The following is a 23393-nucleotide window of genomic DNA, read 5'->3' on the forward strand; positions in this document are numbered from 1 at the left end:
GAGCGTTGTCTTGTATATTAAGCACAATCTTTTTTCTCAATTTTGTTCAATACAATATATAACACTGCAATAATACCTAAAACATAGCAATAGTATACGTGTGGCACGACTGCCAAAGGTGAAACTCCAGCAATAGTGCTAGCCAAAAGCAATTGAGCGCCATACGGTATTAATCCTTGAAATACACAAGAAAATATGCCTAGCCATGCTGCACTATAGTGAGGCGGTATTTCATATTTCTTAGCAATATCTCTAGCAATTTCACCACTAAAAATTATAGCGATGGTGTTATTTGCAAGTAAAATATCAAATATGCTGACTATTTTTGCAATAAATAATTGCGCAGTTTTTTGTCCACCACGTTGTATCATAACCCAAGATGAAAGTTTATCTGCAAGCTCCTTAGAATTTTTACCTACCAGTCCTGAAAGCCCGCCAACCATCAATGACAGTAGCATAATTTCATGCATACTCATAAACCCCTTAGTGATGTTTTGGCTTAAAAACAATAAACCATAATTGTTGTTATTTATAAATCCAATGATTCCAGCAAAAGTTATGCTTAAAACCAATGCCGTAAATACATTTATTCCAAAGTTTGCAAGCAATATAAGTATTATGTAAGGAGTCACAAGCAATAAAGAATACTCCTTAACTGAAATAGCAGCACTATTGCTTGAGCTATAAAATAATATAATTATTGTGAATATAGAAGCAATTAGTGCCACTTTTGCATTCAGTTTTAATTTTTTCTTTATATCAGCCTTTTGAGACATCACAGATGCAATTGTAGTATCAGAGATAATAGATAAATTGTCGCCAAACATTGCTCCTCCTACAACGGTTGCAACTCCTAAGGAAGGAGAAATCCCAGCTTGTGTCAGTTCAACTGCAATAGGAGCAATTGTTGCAATGGTGCCCATTGATGTACCAATAGCAGTGGAGATGAAAGCTGCTACAAAAAATAATCCTATGAGTAAAAATTGTGTTGGTATAAATGAAAGAGCCAAATTAACTGTGGCATCAGCACTACCGATTGCTTTAGTTACTTCACTGAATGCACCTGCAAGTAAAAAAATGATGCACATAGTGATAATATTACGATCTCTTACCCCATCTAGAAAGGCATACATTTTTTCTTCAGTATTGCCCTTGTATAAAACCCAACCCAGAGCTATGGCAGGAACAATGGCTACTAGTGGAGATAACTGATAAAAAGCATTTGACACGCCAAGAACAGTAAAATATATGCCGCTTCCTACAAAAAGAAATAGGAACAGTAAAATAGGCAAAAAATTTGTAAAATAAAACATACCTCAGCTCTGATAAACGCAAATCAACTATGATATAATTTATATTATTATAAACCACAGTTGGCACCTTGACCAATGTTTTTCTAGAAAGCAATCCACCAGAAAAGGTTTCCATGAAAAGGACTATTATAATATATCATCTACTTGAATTAAACTGGGAGATAGAATAAGTAAAAAATATGAATGACATAACAACAAAGCAAGTCATATCCTTATGGGATGCACAAGTTGGTGGATTCTTGCCAGATAAAAGAGAAATGGAGATTGATAATATTTTTTTAATCTAATGCTTCAATGTTTCCGACATAGGAAAAGTATCATCTTTACTTTCTATAGAGGAAGGCACACTATTTTGATTATCATCACCATCAATTGGAGTAGTAGGGTGCATTAAAGCAACTTTCATAACTTCATCAATATTCTTAGCAAAAACTACGTTGATCCCCTCTTTGATGCTTGCCGGAATCTCTTGCATATCTTTCTCATTTTCACTTGGTATAATCACAGTTTTGATTGATCCTCTGAGCGCTGCAAGCAATTTTTCTCTTAAGCCCCCAATAGCTAAAACTCTACCACGCAATGTCACTTCGCCTGTCATAGCAACATTTTTGTTAACTGGTATATTCGTCATAAGAGAAACAATAGACGTACATACCGCGCCGCCAGCAGAAGGGCCATCTTTTGGTACTGCACCCTCAGGTACATGTAAATGTATATCATTATTTTGGAATTTTTCGGGCTTTATACCAAAAAACAAACAATTTGATCGAATATAACTATACGCAGCTTTTATAGATTCTTGCATAACCTCTCCAAGCTTTCCTGTGTATTTTATTTCTCCCTTGCCCGGAATTAGGACTGATTCTATCATCAAAATATCACCACCTGTTTCAGTATAGGCGAGCCCAGTTACTATTCCTACTAAACTCTCATTTTCCGCAATGCCAAAGGTATATTTACGTACCCCTAAATAATCTTGTAAATTGTCAACCCCTACGGATATTTTCTTATTTTTATCAGTCAATATTTCTTTAACTGCCTTTCTCATGAGCTTTGCAAGCTCCCTTTCCATACTCCGCACACCACTTTCACGTGTATATAAACGTATCAACTCGTATAACGCCTCATTAGTTATGTCCCATTCCTTCTGATACAAACCATGCTCCTTCTTTAACTTCGGAATAAGGTGGTGTGTAGCAATACTGATTTTTTCATCTTCAGTATACCCGGACAATTGTATAATTTCCATCCTATCACGCAAAGGATGTGGTAAATTTAAGCTGTTTGCCGTAGCTACAAACATTACACTTGAAAGATCAAACTCAACTTCCAAGTAATGATCCGTAAAGTGTTTATTGTGCTCAGTATCTAAAACCTCAAGTAATGCAGATGCAGGATCGCCACGCGAATCAGAACCCATCTTATCTATTTCATCAAGCAGAAAAAGCGGGTTGCATGAATTAGCTTTTTTCATGTGTTGAATGATTTTACCAGGCATTGAGCCAATATAAGTTTTCCTATGCCCTCGTATCTCAGACTCATCACGCACACCACCAAGAGCTATGCGAACAAAATCTCTTCCTACTGCTCTTGCCATAGACTTAGCTAAAGAAGTTTTACCAACACCTGGCGGTCCAACTAAGCAAAGTATAGGACCTTTTATCTCTTTTACTCTTTTTAATACCGCTAAAAATTCTATTATTCTATCTTTTACTTTCTCTATGCCATAATGATTTTCATCTAAGATTTTCTTAGCTGCATTTAAGTTAATTTTTGCATCTTTGTACTTTCCCCATGGCAACTCAAGCAACCAATGCAAGTAACTAGATATAACTGTAGCTTCAGGAGAAATGGGATTCATTTTCTTGTATCTCTTCAAATCAGTTATAGCTTTCTCTCTTGCTTCCTGAGAAAGCTTTGTTTCATTTATCTTTTTTTCAAATTCATTGAGTATATTCCCTTCATCACCATTCTCAAATTCGCCTAATTCTTTCTGTATAGCTTTCAATTGCTCGTTAAGGTAGTAAACTTTCTGAGTGCTTTCAACTTGCGATTTAATTGTCTTATATAAACGGTTTTGTGCGTTCAAAATACTCATTTCTCTCTCAATAAAAGCAAAAGCTTTTTTTAAACGCTCTTCTGGGTCATAAGCCTCAAGTATACTTTGTTTATCTGATACTTTTATATTTAAATGTGAAGCTACCGTGTCTACAAGTTGATCAACTTCTTTGATTTGATCAATGGAGTTAATGGCAACCTCGGGTTGATTTTTCTTGTTTAGCTTACACCAGCTATCGAACGCGTCTACAACAGACCGCCTTAAAGCTTCTAAATCAATATTGTCTTCATCTTCTTTATAATGATTGTCTAACTCTACCCTGGCTTGTAATAAAGTATGAGAGCTAATATATTCTACAACTCTTCCCCTTCTTATCCCCCGGATTATAACTTTTACTGCATTGTCAGGTAATTTTATTAACGGTTGTACAATGCTTGCTAACACACCTACTTCATAAAGATCTTCAGGCTCTGGATTATCAACAGAGCCATCTTTCTGTGCTACAAGAAAAATCTCATTTTGGTGATTACTACTACTTATTGCATACTCTAGTGCATTAACAGATTTTTCTCTGCCTATGAATAAAGGCACCATTATATTTGGAAAAATTACTACATCTCTTAAAGGTAATACTGGCAATGCAGTAAAACTAGAGCTTACAGCACGTTCAATGTTCATAATATATGCCTCAAATTAATCATTAACCGTTATAACATTGCCATTGTTATTATGATTAACCGTTGCTTTTCCTAATTCTACCATTTTCTTAGTGATTACTATAGTGCTACCTTCAAAGCCTCCGTTTCCAGATGTATACATAATGTCAAGCAAAAGTGACTCCAAGATAGCACGTAACATTCTTGCACCTGTTTTGTAGCTTATAGCCTTTTTAGCAATAGCTGATATTGCTTCATCTGAAAACTCAAGGTTTACTTTGCTAAACGCAAGCAATGCTTTGTACTGTTTTATTAGTGCATTCCTTGGCTCTGTCAACACATGTATTAAATCTTCATGATCCAGCTCATCTAAAACAGCAGTTATTGGAACCCGCCCTACAAATTCGGGTATTAAACCGAATTTGATTAAATCTTCAGGTTGAACATCATGTAAAGCATTCTTTTTCTTTTGCTCTTTAGACTGACTTATATCTGCTCCAAAGCCAACTGACGTTCCCTTTTTTCTCGCTTCAATAATTTTATCGAGGCCTTCAAAAGCTCCTCCACAAATAAACAGTATGTTACTAGTATCCACTTGTATAAACTCTTGTTGCGGGTGTTTTCGCCCTCCTTGTGGCGGAACATAAGAAACTGTACCCTCCATAATCTTAAGCAGAGCTTGCTGGACCCCTTCACCTGAAACGTCACGGGTTATTGAAGTGCTTTCAGATTTTCTTGTAATCTTGTCTATTTCATCTATAAACACTATACCACGCTGTGCTTTTACAACGTCATAATTTGCAGCTTGTAATAAACGCGACAACACGCTTTCTACATCATCACCCACATAACCTGCCTCAGTTAAAGTTGTCGCATCAGCCATAGCAAATGGCACATCTGAAACTTTAGCAAGTGTTTTGGCTAGCAAAGTCTTACCAGAACCAGTGGGACCAATAAGCATTATATTTGACTTCTCGATTTCAATATCACTTATAGCATGAAATTGTACCATGGATTGACAATGGTTATACATAGCTACAGATAAAACGTGTTGCGCGTGTTCTTGACCTACAACATGCTTGCTGAGAAAGTTTTTTATATCCTCAGGTTTCTTTAGTAATAGCTTCATATCAGATATACGATCTGAATTAAAAGATCTATCTTTCTTTTGACTTATTGCTTTATGGGATAATTCTATGCACTCATTACAAATAAACACCTTTAAACCATCCGAAGAGTTAGTAATCAATTTATCTACTTCATCTTGCGCCTTGTTGCAAAAAGAACAGTAGTGTAAATCATTATTGTTATCCATTAACCCACCTTTTGTTTAACTTTAATATTTTCAATTTCAATATCTGTACGCTCAGCTATCACCCTGTCAATTAAGCCAATTTTCCTTGCTTCTTCAGGATCCATGAATTTATCTCTTTCCATCATTCCTTCAATTTTCTTCAGTGAATTTCCAGTATGTTTTTCATAAATTTGATTTAGTTTTTTCTTAACTCGCAAAATTTCATTAGCATGTATTTCTATATCAGTTGCTTGACCATGATAACCACCAGATGGCTGATGTATCATAATTCTTGAATGAGGTAGAGAGTAGCGCTTACCTTTTGTACCAGCTGCAAGCAATAAAGAACCCATAGACGCAGCTTGACCTATACATAAAGTTGAAACGTCTGGGTTTATATACTGCATTGTATCGTAGATCGACAAACCAGCAGTTACAACACCACCTGGTGAGTTGATGTACATACAAATGTCTTTATCGGGATTTTCCGATTCTAAAAATAAAAGCTGTGCTACTATTACACTGGCCATATTGTCTTCAATAGGACCTGTTACAAAAATTATTCTTTCTTTCACTAGTCTTGAATATATGTCATAAGCGCGCTCACCGCGACTAGTTTGTTCAACTACAATTGGTATAAGAGTCATACCTTTTCCTATTAAATATTATCAAATAATTCCTTTAATTCTTTCACAGAAACAATCTGCTCTTCTTTACTAACTTTTTCTATTATATAATCTGTCACTTTATACTCAAGCGCTTGCCCTCTAACTAATTCTTGAAATTGTTTATTTGATTCAAAATGCTTAATTACTCTGTCAAATTGCACATCTTTACTGACATATTGATTTACAATAACACTCAAAACATCATTTTGAGTTAATGATATTTTATGTTCTGCACTAAATTTCATAAATAACATAGCAAGCTTTACACGTTTTTCAGCTTCTTTACGAGAATCATTTTGAGCACCCAATTCTCCTTCCATTCTTTGTTGCTCCTGTTTTACTATGTCTGTGGGTAAATCAAAACTATAATTAGCATCCAAATAATCAAACAGCTCCTTTTTAATTAAGAGATTTCTCATTTCGGTGCACTGATCACCAATCATTTTTTTTGCATGATTTATTAGCAAAGAATAATCTTTAAACCCAATACTCTTAGCTATTTCATCATCATTTTCAAAATCTTTGGCAATTTGAATCTCATTAACTCGCACAGAAAAATCAGCTTCCTGTCCTGCAAGGGAAATGGCTTGGTAATTTTCAGGAAATTTCAACTTAAAGTTCTTTGTTTCTCCCTTTTTCATACCAGTTAATTGATCTTCAAAACCATTAATAAATGTGCCAGACCCTAAATTAACGGCAAAATCTTTGCTACTTCCACCTTGAAAGAGCTTATTCCTAATCCGCCCTTCAAAATCAATTATCAATTTATCCCCATCTTTCGCTTGATAAGAAGCATCATCAACAGAGGCAAAATTGGGGAACTTTGTTTTGATAGAATCAATAAATTCTTTTATATCTTCCTCTTCAATCTTTGCTTCAATTTTCTTTAAGTTTATTTTGTCAAGATCTATCATCGGTACTTCAGGCATTGACTCAAAAGATAGCTTGTATACAAAATTGCCCTCCTCATTTTCTTTGCCCAGATCTGGTAATGATATAACATCAACCTTAGGATAAATGTGAGACTTGACTTCAATTTTTTTCATCAAATCACTTGAGCAATAATCAATTGTATTATTTATCACATATTCCAAAGCCTCGTTTTTATAATTTGCAACAACAAGGTCATAGGGCATCTTTCCAGCCCTAAATCCAGGTGATTTTGCATTTTCTGCTATCTCTTGCAACCTGGAATTTACCTTTTGTTTTATATAATCACTACCAACTGTGATTTCATACTCATACTTTAGTTTATCTATACTAAGCTCTTTGTAGGTATATACGCTACTTACTTCGACTGTATTTTGAGGTATATTATTAGACATCATAATTCATTTATTAACATTTTAATTCATATCTTAATAGAGTCATTTTACCAGAATTTAAGTTAAACACAATCCTTAAGAACAGGTTTTTACACAAACAAAAGTGTATTTAGTGATTATAAATTTTCCCTTAAAACCTAAGTTACATGACTTTAAAGTGCGGATAGAGGGACTTGAACCCCCACGAGCAAGCTCACCAGGACCTAAACCTGGCACGTCTACCAATTCCGCCATATCCGCAAGAAATTTTCAGTACCCTATTATAGGTATTCCATTAAAAATATTCAAGGTTTAAAGTCTTACTTAATTTATGGTATTTACACAATCAAAAAAGCTTATTAACATTTCTTAATGAAAGCTCTAAACCATGAAAATCAATAATGAGATTAATAACAAGCTTCTTACTCGCAATTTTTTTGATTACACAAAGTGGTTGCACAACCCTTATAATAGGTGGTGTGGTGGCTACAGCGACAGCAACAGCAATAACAATGCAGGACAAATCCTTGGGAAATATCATTGATGATACGACTATGGTCATCAGAATTAATAAGGGGCTCTTAAAACATGGGCTATTTTCATCCATAAAGGTTAAAGTAAGTGAAGGAAGAGTATTGCTCATTGGAAGTGTTGACACTCCTGAAAAACAACTTACAGCAGAAAAAATAGCTTGGCAGCAAAAAGAAATTAAAGAAGTGATAAATGAAATAAGAGTAATACCAATTCAAATGGCTTCCATGCTAGACACCACTGTAGATGGCATGATAACAGCGGAAATAAGAACAAGACTCCTGGGAAAAAGAAATATTAAGTCAATTAATTATAGCGTTAATACGGTTGATAGAGTTGTTTATTTGATGGGTATAGCCCAAAATAAAGCGGAATTAAAAGCTGTAATAGCAATTGCAAGAAAAGTAAAGGGAGTAAAACAAGTTGTAAGTTATGTACGATACAGGTACAGTAAGTTACGCCATTAGGCAAAAATCGCTTTCAAATTATAACATTTGTACAGTTGTGACAATAGGTAGAGAACATAAATGAAAATTGCCTTTCAGATGGATGAAAATATAAATTTTGAAACTGACACTACATTCGTGCTAATAAAGGAAGCACAAAGGAGGAAGCACGAAGTTTTTGTCTATGCTCCTAACAATTTAGCACTAAAGCTAAACCATCCAATTGCTCTGGCTCAGAAAGTCAGCGTTGATGATTTTAGTTTTATCTCTAAAGAGGATGTAGCAATCAACTTGAATGAAATGGACATCATATTTATCAGACAGGATCCACCCTTTGATATGCGTTATATTACAACAACATATATCTTAGAAAAAACCAGCGCATTGGTAATTAACAATCCAACAGAAATAAGAAATTGTCCTGAAAAATTGATAACTTCATTATTTCCAGAGCTAATTCCGCCAACTTTGATTACTGAAAATATATCAATGATTAGAGATTTCTACTACAACTATCAAGATATTATTCTGAAGCCATTGTATAGTTATGGAGGAAACGATGTGATAAGAATACAAGATGAGAATAGTATTCAAGTAGTAGTGGATCTCATGATAGCAAAATACGAATGCCCTGTGATTGCACAATCATTTTGTAAAAACATAGATAAAGATAAAAGAATATTGCTACTTTATGGCCAACCAATTGGTGTAATGAAACGAATTCCAAAAATCAGTGGAGAGATCAGAACAAACATGCGACTTGGAGCAAGTTTTGAGCCCGCTCAAATGAACGATAGAAACAATGAAATATGTAACAAAATTGGTCCTGAATTAAAGAAAAGAGGGCTAATATTTGTTGGTATTGATATTATAGATGACTTCCTGCTCGAAATTAACACAACTTCACCCACGGGAGTAGTTTATATCAATAAATTGTATAATATATCGCTAGAAAAGGATCTTTGGGACGTGTTTGAAGAAAAAGCAAGCAGCCATCAACTAAACCTGTGAACAATCACCTTAACAAACTCAGTAGTCCCATTCTTTATCCCTGTTTTTTCTGTACTATTGGTCATATCACGCAATTTTTGAGAATTATTTAATAGATCAAATAGTACCTCTGTTAGATTTTTTTTTGCTTCACTATTCTGCTCAACTATTATAGCTGCTCTCGAGTCTTCAATATATTTTGCGTTATAAAATTGGTGATTATCTTTTGAGTAAGGGTAAGGAATATATATAGCAGAACGCCTAGCAAGAGTGATCTCTGCTATTGAAGTTGCTCCTGCTCTGCTAATTACCAAGTGAGCATTGGCCAGTCTATTCTCCATATCATCAAAAAATTCACTCAATTCACAATCGATCTTTTCACTTTTGTATAGACTTTTGACCTTGTTTACATTTTTCTTCGTACATTGCTGCGTCACTCTAATTTTCTTTTTCATTTTAATAGGTAAATCACAAATTACGCTGCTTACTACATCATCAAAAAAATTTGCACCTTGGCTGCCTGCTATGACCAATATATTTAGGATTTTCTCAGTGCTAGAATGGCTCTGTGCTTTTATATCAACAAAATTTCCTGTAAAAATACATTTATTGCCCTCTGCATATTTAGTCTCCGGAAAGCTGGTTGCAATTAATTTTGCACTCTTGAAAAAGAATCTATTTACTCTCCCTAAAACTGTGTTTTGTTCATGTAAAATTATAGGTATAGAAAGAACTCTTGCTGCAAGAAGAGTTGGAAAAGAAGCATAGCTACCAAAACCAATGACCGATTTTGGTTTTAATTTTCTTACTTGATACAGTGCTAACATAGAGCTGTATATCAAGAAAAGGAAAAACTTAAATTTGTTGCTGCTTGGTCTACGTAATGGTAAGGTGTAGCTTTCTATGTCGGTATTTTTATTTGTTTTTTTATCAGTGAATAATATGCAATTGTATCCTTGTGTCTTTAGTCCTTTTGCTAAAGCTATGGCCGGAAAGATATGCCCACCTGTGCCACCTGTTGCTAAAATAATATCCATCTGTAAATAATAAATCCTAGATTGTTAACTGTTATTTAACAATTTGCACGTAGAATTTTATTAAGCGTTATGATAGTTGAGTTAAAAATGCCTAAAAGTAATAGTAAAAAAGAACCTAATGAGAAAAATAAACCTCAAGAACAAAGAGAAGGCAGAAGCGGAGGTTTTTTAGAACTGCTAAAAAATATAATAAAAATTCTTTTCAATTCGGTCGTTGACCTACCTGAGCACGAGCAGCATAATAAAATGAAAAGCACTAATCTACAACAAGGTTTGGATACTAAAGGAAAAGGCCCAGAAGATCTTCATCCAAAGGCAAAGCTTGAAGTTAAAGAAGCAGCTAAGGGATTGAAAGAAGAGTTACAGAATTCTGATGCTGGTGGTAATCAATCTATTGAAACTAAAGTGCCTAATCAAACTACTACTCAAGACATTGACAACTCTAAAACGATGGAACGTTAGTTCAACTATTTAACATCTGCAGCAAGCACTGATTCATGTATCATCTCTGAAATGGTTGGATGAGGAAAAATCGTAGATTTTATGTCGAAGTCTGTTCCTTCTAGTTGCTTTGCAAGAGCAAAATTGCTAATTAACTCCGTTACTTCTGCACCTATCATGTGGCTACCCAGAATTTCTCCGGTTTTTTTATCTATAATCGTTTTCACTAACCCTTCAGTTTCACTGAGTGCAACAGACTTACCATTAAAATTAGAGTGAAATTTTCCTATTTTTATATCATACCCACCTTTTATTGCCTGTTCCTCAGTAAGGCCGATGCTCGCTATTTGTGGATGAGAATAAGTGCAATTTGGTATGCATTCTTTTTTTAACGCATGAGCATTTTTACCAGCAATCTTTTCAATGCAGATCACGGCTTCATGGCTCGCTTTATGTGCTAAACATGGTGGGCCAGCTACATCACCTATTGCATACACATTTGATTCACTAGTTTCATACCATTCATTCGTTTCAATAAAGCCAGAAGGGCTTAATTTAATTTTTGTATTTTCTAAACCTATATTTTCAATATTTGCTTGAATTCCAACCGCAACAATCACCTTATCAAATTCTTTGCTTTCACCACTACTTAGTAGCACTTGAGCAGAGTCTTTACTTTTAGTAAGAGCTTTTACGCTACTGTTTGTATATATTTTTATCCCCTGTTTTGTGAATATTTCTTGTGCTAAATCTGAAATGTCCTTATCCTCCAGCGGCAAAATAGTGCTCTTTATCTCTATGATTGTTACATCAACCCCCAAAGTACTATAAAAACTTGCAAATTCTATTCCAATTGCACCAGACCCTATAATTAGTAGCGATTTTGGTAATCTCTCTGGAGTCATAGCGTGCTGCGCATTCCATATTAAATCTCCATCTGCCTCTATTCCAGGCAGATTCCGTGCCCTCACGCCTGTTGCTAAAATGATATGCTTGGAAACAATTTCTTGTTCTTCCTTATCGCTAACGACTTTTATAGTACCATTGCCTGCAAGTTTACCAAAACCTTGATGAACTTTGATATTATTTTTTTTCATCAAATATGCAACACCGCTTGACAATTTATCAACAACGTTTCTTGAGTATTTCACTATTGATTGTATATCAAAATTCGCTCCCTTTACTTCTATACCAAACTCTTTTGATCTTTTTATTAGCCTATAAACCTCAGATGCTCTAAGCAGTGATTTTGTTGGTATACATCCCCAATTTAAGCATATACCGCCTAAATTTTTTTCTTTTTCCACAATTGCAGTTTTAAACCCAAGCTGTGCCGCCCTAATTGCCGCTATATAACCACCAGGACCGCTACCTATAACCGTAATATCATACTCATTCATCAGTTTTCTTCGTATTCAAAAAGATTATATATAACAGATGGAACCCATACAATCAATGGTCTGTCATCTACCGTCTTAAGAGTCAAGATAAAAGTTGTTATTTTTTATCATGGCATTTAAACAAACGATAATTTTTCTCATGACAGCAACTAATGCAACCTTAGCAGCTTTGCCAGAATCAACCAAACGCTGATAAAACGCTTTCATTTTTCTGTTGTGGCGCATAGCAACAAGAGCTGACATGTATAGTGCTTTCCTTGCATAAAACCTGCCTCCTTTGATTTGAGCTTTGCCAACTTTTCTTCCACTTTCACTAGTTTTAGGTGCAACTCCAACTAAGCATGCAATTTCTCTATTCTCTAATCTACCAAGCTCAGGCACCTCTGTCAGTAGAACGCTCGCCGTCTTTGACCAATACCTTTATAGCTGATTAAAAGCTCATTTTTTCCTTTCAATTCAGGGTCAGAATCTATTGTGTCTTCTATGTCTTGCCTAATTTCTTTCAATTGTTTTTCAGCAAACCCTATCTGTCTTTCTATGTATTCTCTAGCTTTTCCCGTCGCACTTTGCAGGCGACACTTGTTTGCATGAATTGCATCATTTAAATTACGCTCAACTGCCCCCAGCTCCTTTAATTCCTCTTGCTTTTGTGAAATTATACATCCTTTTACTTCACCGTCTTTACTGACAAATTCAGCGTATTTTTCCAGTAATTTAGCATCTAACTTGTCAGTTTTTGCAAAATGATTGCAAGCTTTGGCAAATGCATATACCCGATTCGGGTGAGCTTTATGGACAGTTATCTTGCAACAATTTTATAATGAGCTTTTCATAGCCACCAGTTTACATATAACTTGATGGGTAAATCGACTATATTTGTTTCTATAAACTTAGATATAGCATCACTCACGTTTGCTATGCGCTTATGCTTGCCATTAATTGAGATGTCCAATGCTTCCTTGGAAACATCTACTCCCATGAAAATTATTCTAGCCATTTTTGTACCTATAAATATAATCAAACAATAATGCAAAATGCTGTATACAGGATTGTAATTCGATCTTTTAGATCCACCTACCGTTCGTACTACATTTTGCTTTAAGCCTTACTATTACCCACAAATAAAAACATAATATTGTATTTACTCAAATAATTTAATTTTATTAACCTGAAAGCTTATTAGGCTAAAATTATTAAACTAAGAGTAATAATTTTAGCAACTAAAAGCTGTAAATTGCACCATATAAACAGTTATTTCAAGCAAAAGTTATGCCATTAAGAGCTATGCAACAAACATTTATATTTGTGGGTAATAGTAAGATCTAAATCCGATAGAGCATTGTTGGCACACCATCAAAAGTCGCCTCAGACCTCTAATGCATCAATGTACAAACTTACACCTTTTAGTTGGTAATACCATTTTAGACGTTTATCATTCGTTTTAGAAAATACTATAGTAGCGGAATGACGAATTTTTGTTTTTCAAATTGTCAGTAAATCTAAGTCAGTTTAGCTATATAAAACATAGTATAAAAAGAGCTATTTTAGCAAAATTTTAAACAAATAAAGTTAATTACTTCACAATTGATACCTTACGAGAAAAGCACATTTGATACAGATTTAAAATACAAGTTAACGAATTATTATGATTTTTACCAAGATAATAATATAGTAAGGTTTGGTAGTGAGGTATCAAAATGGAAAAATACACCAACGCATGGTTTAATAAGAAAGATAATCATGATTGTGCAAATGATGGCACTTGCGGGCAATCTATAAAGGATTTTAGGATTGGTAATTCTGATATTTCTTTTTTTGATAGTAACAAAAACTTAATTGCCAAAGTACCTAAACTACCAAAGTATTCTAGTGATAAATATGGGCATCAATTGTATAAAGAAGCCGAGTCAAAGCAGTTCAATTATTTTTCCACAAATATACATGATGTTTTGTCTAACAGCTTTACCGTTAAATACGGGTATATAAATTGTACTATAAAATACGACAACTTATCTGAGCAGGAACAAAACCAAATAGAAACAGACATTAAAACTGCCTATGAGGCATTTAAAGAAAAGTTTTGCTTCAAAGATAGTAGCATAAGTAAAAATATAACGGTTTACATTTTCAATAATAGAAGCGATTATACAAAGTATAACAATCTTCTCGGCATAGATGAAGATGGTAGTCCAGGATATATTACACGAGGAGTAACAGATTGTCAGAATATTCTGACATATAAGCAAAGTGCCATGGATTTTGTTCTGGGTCATGAGCTAGGCCACATATTTCAATTGTGTTTTTCACCATCGGCAACAGTCCAAACTTTGAGTATTCTGGATACTGAACTCATAGCAAATGTTGTTGGACGAGAAGTAGAAGAAAAAAATTATAAAGCTATTTGCAATCAGATGGGTGTAGATGAATATAAATACGATGGATGGAGTTTTATTTTTAAATACATAGGTACAACTGGTAGTGTATACCGCCTAAACCTTTCAGAAGAAGAGAAATTTCAAATTATACAACGTGTCAAGAATTCTGGACTAGATGAATATGAAGACCATGGATGGATATTTAGTTTTAAATACAAAGGCACCACTTATAACGTAAGATACAAGGACTTTTCAGAAGATGAAAAATTTAAAGCTATACAAAATGTCAAGAATATTCATGAACTAGTAGATGAATATAAAGACCATGGATGGATATTTAGTTTTAAATACAAAGGCACCACTTATAACGTAAGATGCAAGTACTTTTCAGAAGAAGAAAAATTTCAATTTATCAAAGACATTAAGAACTCTCATGAATCGCTCGTTAGTGAATGTGATGGATTGGGGAATGAGAATACAGTTTTATCGATTCACGTTGATGAAAATAAGGAGATAAGTCGAATGTATTTTCGAAACTCCGACAAAAATATATTCAAACAGCTAGATAAGACACTTATAAGCAGAAGTAAGTCTGAAGAAGAGGTAAATGAAAACCGCACGAATCCAGAGCCAGAAGAAGAACAAAAAGGTGATGACTACACAGAGGTTACAGGAATGTTGCAATTTAAGTACAAAGGGACCAATTATGCTATACAACACAGAGGTTACCTTTTAGTAGAAGAAGAAAAACTTCGATTGATTCAAGATATAAAGAACTCTCATGAATCGCTCGTTAGTGAACGTTATAGATTAAATGAAGGGTCATTAAGTCAGAATGCAACTGTAGTAATTTTTGTTGATGAAAACAAGGACATAGAGAAAATGTATTTTCATAATCCAGACAAGAATATGTCCAAATGGTTAGATAAGACACTCATAAGCAGAAGTAAGCCTGAACAAGATGTGGATGACACAGCAGGAAAAGAGCCTGAACCAGAATCAGCCGAAGAGGATACTCAGCAACCCAGTAATTTCTTATCCAATATTTTTTCAGCAATTAAATCCATTATTGATTCTATCTCATCACTCTTTTCATGGTTATTTGGGTCGAAAGAGAAAGAGTCTAATCAACAATCTGATGATAATCCTTCTTTGTTTAAGCTCGATGCTAATGAGTTAGATCACGAAGTTAAGCCTGATGCCAATGAGTTAGGTCACGATGTTAGAGATCACTTATCAGACAATTATAACCATTACAACTCATCTGATGGGCTAATGTAATATAGCTAATTTACAGTATCTGTTCAGATGCATGGCTAATGTACAAATATTGAAACAAAAATTCCAGTGCCCCTGTGATGTCATCCCAGTGCTTGACACTGGGATGGCTTTGTTGCATAGCAACTGAAAAAATCTGGTGGCTACTGACAAAATTCATTATAAAATAGCCATTTAACCTTGAAAGAAAAAATATGCCACAAAAAATGAGGGTCAGTAACCATAGCGAATATAACAAATTTCTAGAAAAAAGAGGAAATATTTTTCATTATATCAACGAAGCCATAGAAAAGTGGTACGAGAATGGTCCAAAAATACCAGGTGGCAACAATATTTATAGCGATAAAGTTGTAATTTTGGTGCACATAATAACTTGTTTATTTAGAATAGGCCTGAGGCAAACAGTTGGGTTTATAGCAGGATACCTTGAGCAAATTGGGAAAAATTTGCAAGTTATCAGCTATTCACAATCATCAAGAAGGTTTAAGAAACTCAATATTAAGATCAATGATTGCAGAAAATAATATGGAAGATATCGAAATTGCTATAGACAGTACAGGAATTAGTATATACAACAACACTCCTGGTCATAGCAAAGAAAATAGCGAAGATAGAAAGTATCGCAGCTATGAACAGACAAGAAAATTGCATGTAATGTTGAATACAAACAGCAAAAAAGCCATAGCTGTAAAATACAGTAACGGCTGATCACTATGGAGCTTGTGATTTGCTAAAAGAAGTCGATTTTCAGTATGTCATAAAAGTACTATATGCAGATAGGGCATATGACAGAGAAAAGCTCTATAAGCTGTGTAATCAATATGGTATAAAAACGAAAATTCCTCCGAAAAACAACGCAGCAGAGCATCCAAAGTTAGACTATATGGCTGAGAGAAATTCTGCAGTCAAGCTCATAAAGTCATATGATGAAGATGGTATAAAGAAGTGGAAAAAAGAGATGAGTTATGGAAAAAGATCTTATATAGAAAGTTTTTTCTCGCGACTGAAACAAACATTCGGGTTTAGTTTTAGGAATAAATCTGAGACAAATAGAGAGAAGGAACTACTTGTTAAATGCTATTTGCTCAATAAGTTCACTGATATTGGTATGGCTAAATTTGAGATAGCTTCATAAATTTATTGTGCGTTACCTACTATCCGAAGAGCGATGCAACAAAGCCATCCCAGTGTCAAGCACTGGGATGACACCCATTTGTTCCTATAGTTGTCTTTTCTCGTCTACCTTATTTTGCCACTCTGCTGAACAGATACAATTTACAACCACCCCCCTACCCTTTTTAGTTGTTCAGCAAATATAGAGAGGTTAAAGGGAGTGGTATTACTTAAACAACTAAATAAAAAACCAGGTAGATCATTCTGAAATTCTTGCATTTTTGTCCATAATTTTGTTAAATAACTTCCCTTTTGGTCATATCGAACCAAATTTCTTTTTCACACCACCTTTTAAGCCACTTTCGTTAGTTTTTGTCATAATGCGATCAAACACTCCCAATAACCTCTTTAATAGGTTTGGAGTTAGCGAAGAGATAAGATCAACAGATACGTTATTGTTTTTGTCATCACCACTTGCTTTATAGTCTATTGAAACGATTCCCCTACTTTTCCCACCAGTAAGAAGTTTTCCAATTATAGGAATTTTTAACAAAGATTTATTAATTGAATATGCTGGTATTACTTGTCCTGCAACCTGGAATTTATAATTTCTAATATCGAGCTTACCACCAGTGCTAATACCTAACTCCGCCCCTTCAAGCCAAGATTCTTCAATTTCAATAGTGCCATCTTTGTATGAAAAAGGTGCATTACATTTGTAAAAGTATACACCTTCATTTTTTATGGCATTTACAATGCCAGGCAATGAAGACATCGACAATAAAGTAGTAAGTAGTGGAGCATCTTTGATGTAGAAATTGCTAATGGATAACGTACCATAATGTTCTCCACTTTCTCTCTGAGGAGAGAGATAAAAAGACAATTTGCCGTTTTTAATTGATTTACTAATGCCTAAGGAACGCAAAAGCATACCTGAATTATCCGCATATATTTCGAGCCCTATTCCACTGTATTCTGCTAGTATGTTGCTGCTATCTTCCAGAAACTGCCCTGTAAATTGACTTCCATTGCAATTACCTTTAGTACAGGTTACATTCAGCTTAGCATTTTTGATAACGATGCCTTCTTTCATAATTACATTGTCAACATTCATACTAATCTCTATATCTTTATTTAATCCATTACTGTTTTTGCCAAGCAAGCCTAAAATATCACTTAAGTTAATTTCCTCACCATAAATAGTTATGGCATTTTTCTCCTTACCTGATTCAATTTCTATACTAAAATCATTATCAGGCAATTTAAAGCTACTAGAATTTAAATATAAATTTCCATTTTCTACTCTTCCGCTGAATTTTATATCTAGGTCATTTCCTACAATGTCTAATTTATCTACTAACAATTCACCTGCTCCTTTTAACCTTGTAGAAAACAAAATTTTATTGTGATCTTCAAAGCGATTTTTCCACCCTAAGTAGCTTGAATGTGATTCAAATTCTGATAAATCTATATCACCATTAACATACCCCGTCTTATCTTGATTTATCACTGACTCTAAATTTGCACTGACATAGCCACTATCAAAATTAAATATTTGAGCGGGTAAATCTCCGGTCAAATTCCAGGCGAAACTTTCATTCCTATTGCTACTTTTCAGGTCAAATAATAGCTGTGTGTTATTCACCATACCACTACCATTTAAATCTATAAAGTCACTGCCAAAACTAAGCTTAATATCATATTTACCAAGACTTGCATTATAGACGGCCAAATTGTCAATTTCAGAATGAAAATTTGCTGAGAAGTCTACTTTTTTGTCATCAGCATTTAGATTAAAAATGCGAAAATTAAATACGGATTTTGCCATTCCACTTACTTTATCCCTTTCAACCTTCACCACATCATCCAGCTTAAATCTTATAGGCTCATATAAACCATACGCATCACTTACAGCTTTGCCATTAATGGTTAGAACTGAATCTTCCTTATTTAGAGATTTCATTTCAATATCACCACCATTAACAGTGAAATTCTGAAACTTAGCGCTATTTACAGTAATTTCAAGATCGTTATTCTTGATGATCAAATCACCCTTTAATTCCTTTACTTGCTCAAAATCTTCATCAAATTTTACGCTACCGTTTTCTATATCAGCAACAATTACAATGTCTGACAGATCGTCATCAACCAAATTGTTAATTTTGCCATTGAAACTTACAATGGTATTTAAAACATCCCCATCAATATTATCACAATACCAGCTTTTAAATTTACTATTTACTACACTATCTGGTATATAAGTACATAAATCCTTTGCAGCAAACTTACTAATATTAATTCTAAGCAAAGCATGACTTGTACCAAAGTTCATTTTGCCTATTAAAGAGAGATACGTGTCATTTAACTTAAAATGGAAGTTTTTTACACTAATAATTCCATTACTATATGTTAAATTTATATTTACATTAGTTAAGGCCAAATTTTTGTTCAAATAATTTTCTGTATTCAATACGTATATATTTCCATCTACAATTTCATCCTTTTTATTAATTTTCACTGAGAAGCTTCCTTTGAATCCTATATTTTTGTCCAAATTGTAGCTTTTAACTAATGTAGAAAACTCGCTTAATAGTCCCAATTTTAGATCATAAAATGTCCCGTACACATTTAGCAAATTGTTGCGATTTTTTATCGTAATTGATAAATCATCCAAAAATCCCTTTTCATCTTTTGTATTCACATGAATATCTAAAACATTAAAATCTTCCCCCTTCCCTATATACAATTTATCAATAAAAAATTCATCTTCCGTGCCTTTATTAATAGCGATGTTAGTAAATTCAATTTTTGAATCCGCATTTAAGTCAAAAAAAAATTCCCTTATTGTTTTTAATAGATTTTTTGCACTGCTTTCTGTCATCTTGAAATTCTTCCCTGTCATCCCAGTATCTTTTTTTCCTGTCATCCCAATATCTTTTTTTCCTGTCATCCAAGTAGCTTGACTACTTGTTTCTTTTTTTCTAGATTCCAGCGTCACGCGCTGGAATGACACCGAAGGAAGGCGGTTATTACTTAAATAATGATTATCCAAAAGGTCTAATGAGTTTTGCGGATTAACATTAATTTCTTCTCTCTTGATATATACATGCACATTATCAGCTAAAACTTGAGAAAATTTTATGTTACCTTTAAATAAGGAACTTAACTTAAAATGTACAAAAAGCTCAGGAACTTTTATAGTAAAATTAGGGTTTGCTATTGCCAAATCTGTAATGACTAAATACGGATCTTTGCTACCTTTCTGCCAAACAACTGAGGTATTCTCCACATTAACGCTTGAGCCAACAAATATTTTTGATATTTTATGTTTAACATAAAAATTAACATAATTAATATTGATTTCTAAAGGCTTTAAAAAAATAAAGAAGCACAATATGAACAATAAAGCTACGGAAAATAATACAGTAATTTTTTTAAGCATTGATTATTGCTTTTCTTGCTAAACTATCAGCCTCCTCATTATACTTATCGCCACTGTGTGCTTTAACCCACTTCCAATCAATTTCGTGTTGTAAAGCAACGTTGTCTAACTCTTTCCACAATTCCATATTTTTTACTGATTTTTTATTACTTGTTTTCCAACCATTCATTTTCCACTTATTTATCCACTCTGTTATGCCATGTTTAACATAGAGACTATCCGTATATAAATTAATATTACAAGAAAATTTCAATACTTTCAGCCCATTGATCACCGCTGTTAACTCCATTTTATTGTTTGTGGTATTTTCTTCTCTACCATAAATGTCTTTTCTATAATCTTGAAATAATATGATAGCTGCCCATCCTCCCGCTCCAGGATTACCAGAACACGCCCCATCCGTATATATTGTCACTTCCTTTTTGCTCATCTTTAACTGTAATGAATTAATAAAGTATATAGTTGCTTCTATGAAAGCACAATTTCTAAAGGTAGTTTAAGCTGCACCTTTAAATTTTATTATAGAAACAAAAAAAAGTGTGACAACGAGCATTACCAAAAGGAAAAGTAAAAAATAGTTTTTATGCTTCTGCCGTTCTTTCATAATTAAAATAAATCAATAGAACAAAAAATAATACTGGCGAATAGGGAAAATAGATAAGAAATTGAATAAGAAAACATTTTTTTCTGTGAGCTGTGGTTCTTGAATCTGAGAATTGATATAGCGTACCAAATAAAAACGCACCCTTCAAAGGTTGCCATGCTTAGATAAAGTAAAGCCTTTTTCAAGAATAGAGCTGGAAGCAAGCTAGTTAGCACCAGCAAAACACTATAAATTAATATATATTTTCTTGTTTTCTTCGGACCATAAACAATATTGAACATTGGAATCGATGCCTTTACATAGTCTTCAGACTTATTTAAAGATAGGGCCCAAAAGTGTGGTGGAGTCCACATAAAAATTACTAAAAATAAAATGAAACTTTCCCAACTTACAGAATTAGTCACAGCTGCCCAGCCAATCATTGGAGGGAAAGCACCTGCTGCACCACCGATAACGATATTCTGCGGAGTGCGTCTTTTGAGCCAGATCGTATATACAAAAACGTAAAACAATATGCTGATTGCAAGTAAAGCAGCAGAAATATAGTTTACTGCTATTGCCATGATAAATACTGATAATATTCCAAGAGTGATACCAAATTCAAGCGCGCTTTCTGCAGAAACTCTACCTGAGGGTATAGGGCGGTTTTTTGTCCTTTCCATGAGCAGATCTATATCTCTGTCATACCACATATTTATAGCACCTGCAGATCCTGAGCCAAGAGCAACACATATAAGAGATATTAATGCTAGAAAAGGATGCATACCACCTGGTGCAGCAACCATACCGGCAACTGCAGTAAATACCACAAGATACATTATCCTTGGCTTCAGCAAACGCCAAAAATCCAGTATTGTTGATTCAACATTTAGCAAAACACTTGTGTACATTCTATTTTACCACTGGTGGCTTTTCGAAAGTATGAAAAGGCGGTGGTGAAGATACCGTCCATTCCAAGGTGTCACCTTTCCAAGGATTATCTCCAGCTTTCTTGCCCCATTTGAAGAGATGTATAACTATAAACACAAAAAACATAACTGAAACAAAGGACATATATGAGCCAATTGAGGATATATAATTCCAAGGGATAAACGCATCAGGATAATCAGGTATACGTCTTGGCATACCAGCTAATCCCAAGAAATGTTGAGGTAAAAAAGTGATATTGGTGCTAATAAAAGTAAGCCAAAAGTGGATTTGACCTAAGCGCTCATTATATTGTTTACCCGACATTTTACCAATCCAATAATAAAAGCCAGCAAAAGCTCCAAATAATGCAGCAAGTGACATGACATAATGGAAGTGAGCAACAACATAATAGGTGTCGTGCAAGAGCTTATCTATTCCACCATGAGAAAGAATTATTCCCGTTATGCCACCGCCAACAAACATGAAAATAAAACCTAGTGCAAACAGCATAGGGGTCTTAAACTCAATTGCTCCACCCCACATAGTTGCAATCCAGCTAAAGACTTTTACACCAGTTATAACACCGATAAAAATTGTGATAGTGCTAAAAAATGCAGCAGCGTCAGCACTAAGCCCAACAGTGAACATATGGTGAGCCCAAACCATAAAGCCAAATACTGCTATACCTATCATTGCATAAACCATCCCTATGTAACCAAATACAGGTCTGTGAGAAAAAGTTGATACAACCTGACTTATGATGCCAAATGCAGGAAAAATAATTACGTAAACTTCTGGATGACCAAAAAACCAAAATAGATGTTGAAATAACACAGGATCGCCGCCACCGGCAGGATCAAAAAAGGAAGTACCAATATTGCGATCAGTAAGAAGCATAGTTATAGCACCGGCAAGCACTGGTAAGGCAACAATCAACATAAATGCTGTTAACAAGACAGACCAAACAAACAGTGGCATCTTAGTTAATGACATGCCTTTTGCGCGCATGTTAAATATAGTAACTATAAAGTTGATCGCCCCAACAATTGACGACATACCAGCAACGTGGAGTGCAAGTATAGCAATGTCAACTCCTGCACTTGGATGGGACATTACCTGTGATAAAGGTGGATATAAAGTCCAACCTGTACCTGGACCTTCACCAATAAACACTGAGAGAATGAGCAAAATAAAAGATGACACTAATAACCAGAAACTCAAATTATTCATACGAGGAAACGCCATATCTGGTGCGCCAATAATGAGAGGTACAAACCAGTTACCAAATCCTCCCATGAGGGCTGGCATTATCATAAAAAACACCATTATCAACGCATGCCCTGTAACCATTACGTTATATAATTGATAGTTATTGTTAAGTATATTAATGTGCATTAGCTGAGTGCGAATAATCACCGATAATAATCCACCAATAATTCCAGCTAATATGGAAAAAATAATGTACAGTGTCCCTATATCTTTATGATTGGTGGAAAACAACCAACGCTTTATGCCCTTTGGTACGTCACTCAT

20 protein-coding genes and 1 tRNA gene are annotated in these 23393 nt (G+C 34.3%); 7 read left to right on the plus strand and 14 right to left on the minus strand.

The genetic code is table 11. The features are described from left to right. Positions 1–17 precede the first annotated feature (17 nt). The 6 genes from ABWU40_RS04350 to ABWU40_RS04375 form a co-directional block, all read right to left on the minus strand. On the minus strand, positions 18–1313 hold the full coding sequence (locus tag ABWU40_RS04350) for a Na+/H+ antiporter NhaC family protein (protein ID WP_141456953.1): 1296 nt from the start codon (positions 1311–1313) through the stop codon (positions 18–20). A 283-nt stretch (positions 1314–1596) separates the two neighbouring features. Further along, the gene (gene lon, locus ABWU40_RS04355) at positions 1597–4050 is read right to left on the minus strand and encodes an endopeptidase La (protein ID WP_141456951.1); all 2454 of its coding nucleotides are present in this window, start codon (positions 4048–4050) and stop codon (positions 1597–1599) included. A 15-nt stretch (positions 4051–4065) separates the two neighbouring features. Beyond that, the gene (gene clpX / locus ABWU40_RS04360) at positions 4066–5343 is read right to left on the minus strand and encodes an ATP-dependent Clp protease ATP-binding subunit ClpX (protein WP_353279140.1); all 1278 of its coding nucleotides are present in this window, start codon (positions 5341–5343) and stop codon (positions 4066–4068) included. Further along, a complete protein-coding gene (gene clpP / locus ABWU40_RS04365; RefSeq protein WP_006280254.1) occupies positions 5343–5969 on the minus strand; it encodes an ATP-dependent Clp endopeptidase proteolytic subunit ClpP in 627 nt (208 codons plus the stop codon). Before clpP ends, clpX begins: the two co-directional genes overlap by 1 nt. Positions 5970–5980: 11 nt before the next feature. Continuing rightward, on the minus strand, positions 5981–7315 hold the full coding sequence (tig, locus tag ABWU40_RS04370; RefSeq protein ID WP_015589117.1) for a trigger factor: 1335 nt from the start codon (positions 7313–7315) through the stop codon (positions 5981–5983). A 158-nt stretch (positions 7316–7473) separates the two neighbouring features. Then, positions 7474–7555: transfer RNA gene (locus ABWU40_RS04375), tRNA-Leu, on the minus strand. A 140-nt stretch (positions 7556–7695) separates the two neighbouring features. Here ABWU40_RS04375 and ABWU40_RS04380 point away from each other — a divergent pair. Then, entirely contained in the window at positions 7696–8292 is a 597-nt protein-coding gene (locus ABWU40_RS04380) for a BON domain-containing protein (RefSeq protein ID WP_006279461.1), read from the plus strand. A gap of 60 nt (positions 8293–8352) precedes the next feature. Further along, positions 8353–9282 carry a glutathione synthase gene (gene gshB / locus ABWU40_RS04385; RefSeq protein ID WP_015589118.1) on the plus strand — a complete coding sequence of 310 codons (930 nt, stop codon included), beginning with the start codon at positions 8353–8355 and terminating at the stop codon, positions 9280–9282. Here gshB and murG read toward each other — a convergent pair. After that, positions 9267–10298 (minus strand): undecaprenyldiphospho-muramoylpentapeptide beta-N-acetylglucosaminyltransferase, encoded by a 1032-nt coding sequence (gene murG / locus ABWU40_RS04390; RefSeq protein ID WP_353279141.1) that lies wholly within the window; start codon positions 10296–10298, stop codon positions 9267–9269. The genes gshB and murG overlap by 16 nt on opposite strands. A gap of 69 nt (positions 10299–10367) precedes the next feature. Between murG and ABWU40_RS04395 the strand changes: the two genes are divergently transcribed. Then, complete coding sequence (locus tag ABWU40_RS04395) at positions 10368–10760, plus strand: hypothetical protein (RefSeq protein ID WP_006279962.1); 393 nt, start codon at positions 10368–10370, stop codon at positions 10758–10760. Between the two features lie 5 nt (positions 10761–10765). On the opposite strand, the gene lpdA is transcribed toward ABWU40_RS04395, so the two are convergent. The 3 genes from lpdA to ABWU40_RS04410 form a co-directional block, all read right to left on the minus strand. Beyond that, positions 10766–12139: a dihydrolipoyl dehydrogenase gene (gene lpdA, locus ABWU40_RS04400; RefSeq protein WP_015589121.1), complete on the minus strand. Its 1374-nt coding sequence runs from the start codon at positions 12137–12139 to the stop codon at positions 10766–10768. Positions 12140–12214: 75 nt separating this feature from the next. Beyond that, entirely contained in the window at positions 12215–12520 is a 306-nt protein-coding gene (locus ABWU40_RS04405; protein WP_051062205.1) for a transposase, read from the minus strand. 448 nt (positions 12521–12968) lie between these two features. After that, positions 12969–13136, minus strand: a complete 168-nt coding sequence (locus ABWU40_RS04410) for a hypothetical protein (protein ID WP_153296805.1) — start codon at positions 13134–13136, stop codon at positions 12969–12971. A gap of 700 nt (positions 13137–13836) precedes the next feature. Here ABWU40_RS04410 and ABWU40_RS04415 point away from each other — a divergent pair. The 4 genes from ABWU40_RS04415 (at position 13837) to ABWU40_RS04430 (ending at position 16927) form a co-directional block, all read left to right on the plus strand. Further along, the gene (locus ABWU40_RS04415; RefSeq protein ID WP_353279142.1) at positions 13837–15795 is read left to right on the plus strand and encodes a hypothetical protein; all 1959 of its coding nucleotides are present in this window, start codon (positions 13837–13839) and stop codon (positions 15793–15795) included. A 191-nt stretch (positions 15796–15986) separates the two neighbouring features. Continuing rightward, a complete protein-coding gene (locus ABWU40_RS04420) occupies positions 15987–16316 on the plus strand; it encodes a transposase (protein WP_007548762.1) in 330 nt (109 codons plus the stop codon). Beyond that, positions 16300–16500 (plus strand): hypothetical protein, encoded by a 201-nt coding sequence (locus ABWU40_RS04425; protein ID WP_010082383.1) that lies wholly within the window; start codon positions 16300–16302, stop codon positions 16498–16500. Before ABWU40_RS04420 ends, ABWU40_RS04425 begins: the two co-directional genes overlap by 17 nt. Positions 16501–16519: 19 nt before the next feature. Then, entirely contained in the window at positions 16520–16927 is a 408-nt protein-coding gene (locus ABWU40_RS04430) for a transposase (RefSeq protein ID WP_007548764.1), read from the plus strand. A 294-nt stretch (positions 16928–17221) separates the two neighbouring features. Here the strand turns inward: ABWU40_RS04430 and ABWU40_RS04435 are convergent, their stop codons facing one another. The 4 genes from ABWU40_RS04435 to ctaD all read right to left on the minus strand — a co-directional run bounded on the left by ABWU40_RS04435 (position 17222) and on the right by ctaD (position 23393). Continuing rightward, entirely contained in the window at positions 17222–20347 is a 3126-nt protein-coding gene (locus ABWU40_RS04435; protein ID WP_141456947.1) for an AsmA-like C-terminal domain-containing protein, read from the minus strand. Beyond that, entirely contained in the window at positions 20340–20777 is a 438-nt protein-coding gene (gene rnhA / locus ABWU40_RS04440; RefSeq protein WP_015589124.1) for a ribonuclease HI, read from the minus strand. Before rnhA ends, ABWU40_RS04435 begins: the two co-directional genes overlap by 8 nt. A 176-nt stretch (positions 20778–20953) precedes the next feature. After that, positions 20954–21841 (minus strand): heme o synthase, encoded by an 888-nt coding sequence (locus tag ABWU40_RS04445; protein WP_015589125.1) that lies wholly within the window; start codon positions 21839–21841, stop codon positions 20954–20956. A gap of 1 nt (position 21842) precedes the next feature. Beyond that, complete coding sequence (gene ctaD, locus ABWU40_RS04450) at positions 21843–23393, minus strand: cytochrome c oxidase subunit I (RefSeq protein WP_353279143.1); 1551 nt, start codon at positions 23391–23393, stop codon at positions 21843–21845.

Origin of the sequence: Wolbachia endosymbiont (group A) of Cydia amplana (assembly GCF_964028495.1) — a bacterium.
Taxonomy (GTDB): domain Bacteria; phylum Pseudomonadota; class Alphaproteobacteria; order Rickettsiales; family Anaplasmataceae; genus Wolbachia; species Wolbachia pipientis.

Bases quoted from the DNA above. Each gene is read 5' to 3' on its own strand.
- ABWU40_RS04350 (WP_141456953.1), bottom strand. From the start codon at position 1,313: ATGTTTTATTTTACAAATTTTTTGCCTATTTTACTGTTCCTATTTCTT.
- lon (WP_141456951.1), bottom strand. From the start codon at position 4,050: ATGAACATTGAACGTGCTGTAAGCTCTAGTTTTACTGCATTGCCAGTA.
- clpX (WP_353279140.1), bottom strand. From the start codon at position 5,343: ATGGATAACAATAATGATTTACACTACTGTTCTTTTTGCAACAAGGCG.
- clpP (WP_006280254.1), bottom strand. From the start codon at position 5,969: ATGACTCTTATACCAATTGTAGTTGAACAAACTAGTCGCGGTGAGCGC.
- tig (WP_015589117.1), bottom strand. From the start codon at position 7,315: ATGTCTAATAATATACCTCAAAATACAGTCGAAGTAAGTAGCGTATAT.
- ABWU40_RS04380 (WP_006279461.1), top strand. From the start codon at position 7,696: ATGAGATTAATAACAAGCTTCTTACTCGCAATTTTTTTGATTACACAA.
- gshB (WP_015589118.1), top strand. From the start codon at position 8,353: ATGAAAATTGCCTTTCAGATGGATGAAAATATAAATTTTGAAACTGAC.
- murG (WP_353279141.1), bottom strand. From the start codon at position 10,298: ATGGATATTATTTTAGCAACAGGTGGCACAGGTGGGCATATCTTTCCG.
- ABWU40_RS04395 (WP_006279962.1), top strand. From the start codon at position 10,368: ATGATAGTTGAGTTAAAAATGCCTAAAAGTAATAGTAAAAAAGAACCT.
- lpdA (WP_015589121.1), bottom strand. From the start codon at position 12,139: ATGAATGAGTATGATATTACGGTTATAGGTAGCGGTCCTGGTGGTTAT.
- ABWU40_RS04410 (WP_153296805.1), bottom strand. From the start codon at position 13,136: ATGGCTAGAATAATTTTCATGGGAGTAGATGTTTCCAAGGAAGCATTG.
- ABWU40_RS04415 (WP_353279142.1), top strand. From the start codon at position 13,837: ATGGAAAAATACACCAACGCATGGTTTAATAAGAAAGATAATCATGAT.
- ABWU40_RS04420 (WP_007548762.1), top strand. From the start codon at position 15,987: ATGCCACAAAAAATGAGGGTCAGTAACCATAGCGAATATAACAAATTT.
- ABWU40_RS04425 (WP_010082383.1), top strand. From the start codon at position 16,300: ATGATTGCAGAAAATAATATGGAAGATATCGAAATTGCTATAGACAGT.
- ABWU40_RS04435 (WP_141456947.1), bottom strand. From the start codon at position 20,347: ATGCTTAAAAAAATTACTGTATTATTTTCCGTAGCTTTATTGTTCATA.
- rnhA (WP_015589124.1), bottom strand. From the start codon at position 20,777: ATGAGCAAAAAGGAAGTGACAATATATACGGATGGGGCGTGTTCTGGT.
- ABWU40_RS04445 (WP_015589125.1), bottom strand. From the start codon at position 21,841: ATGTACACAAGTGTTTTGCTAAATGTTGAATCAACAATACTGGATTTT.
- ctaD (WP_353279143.1), bottom strand. From the start codon at position 23,393: ATGAGTGACGTACCAAAGGGCATAAAGCGTTGGTTGTTTTCCACCAAT.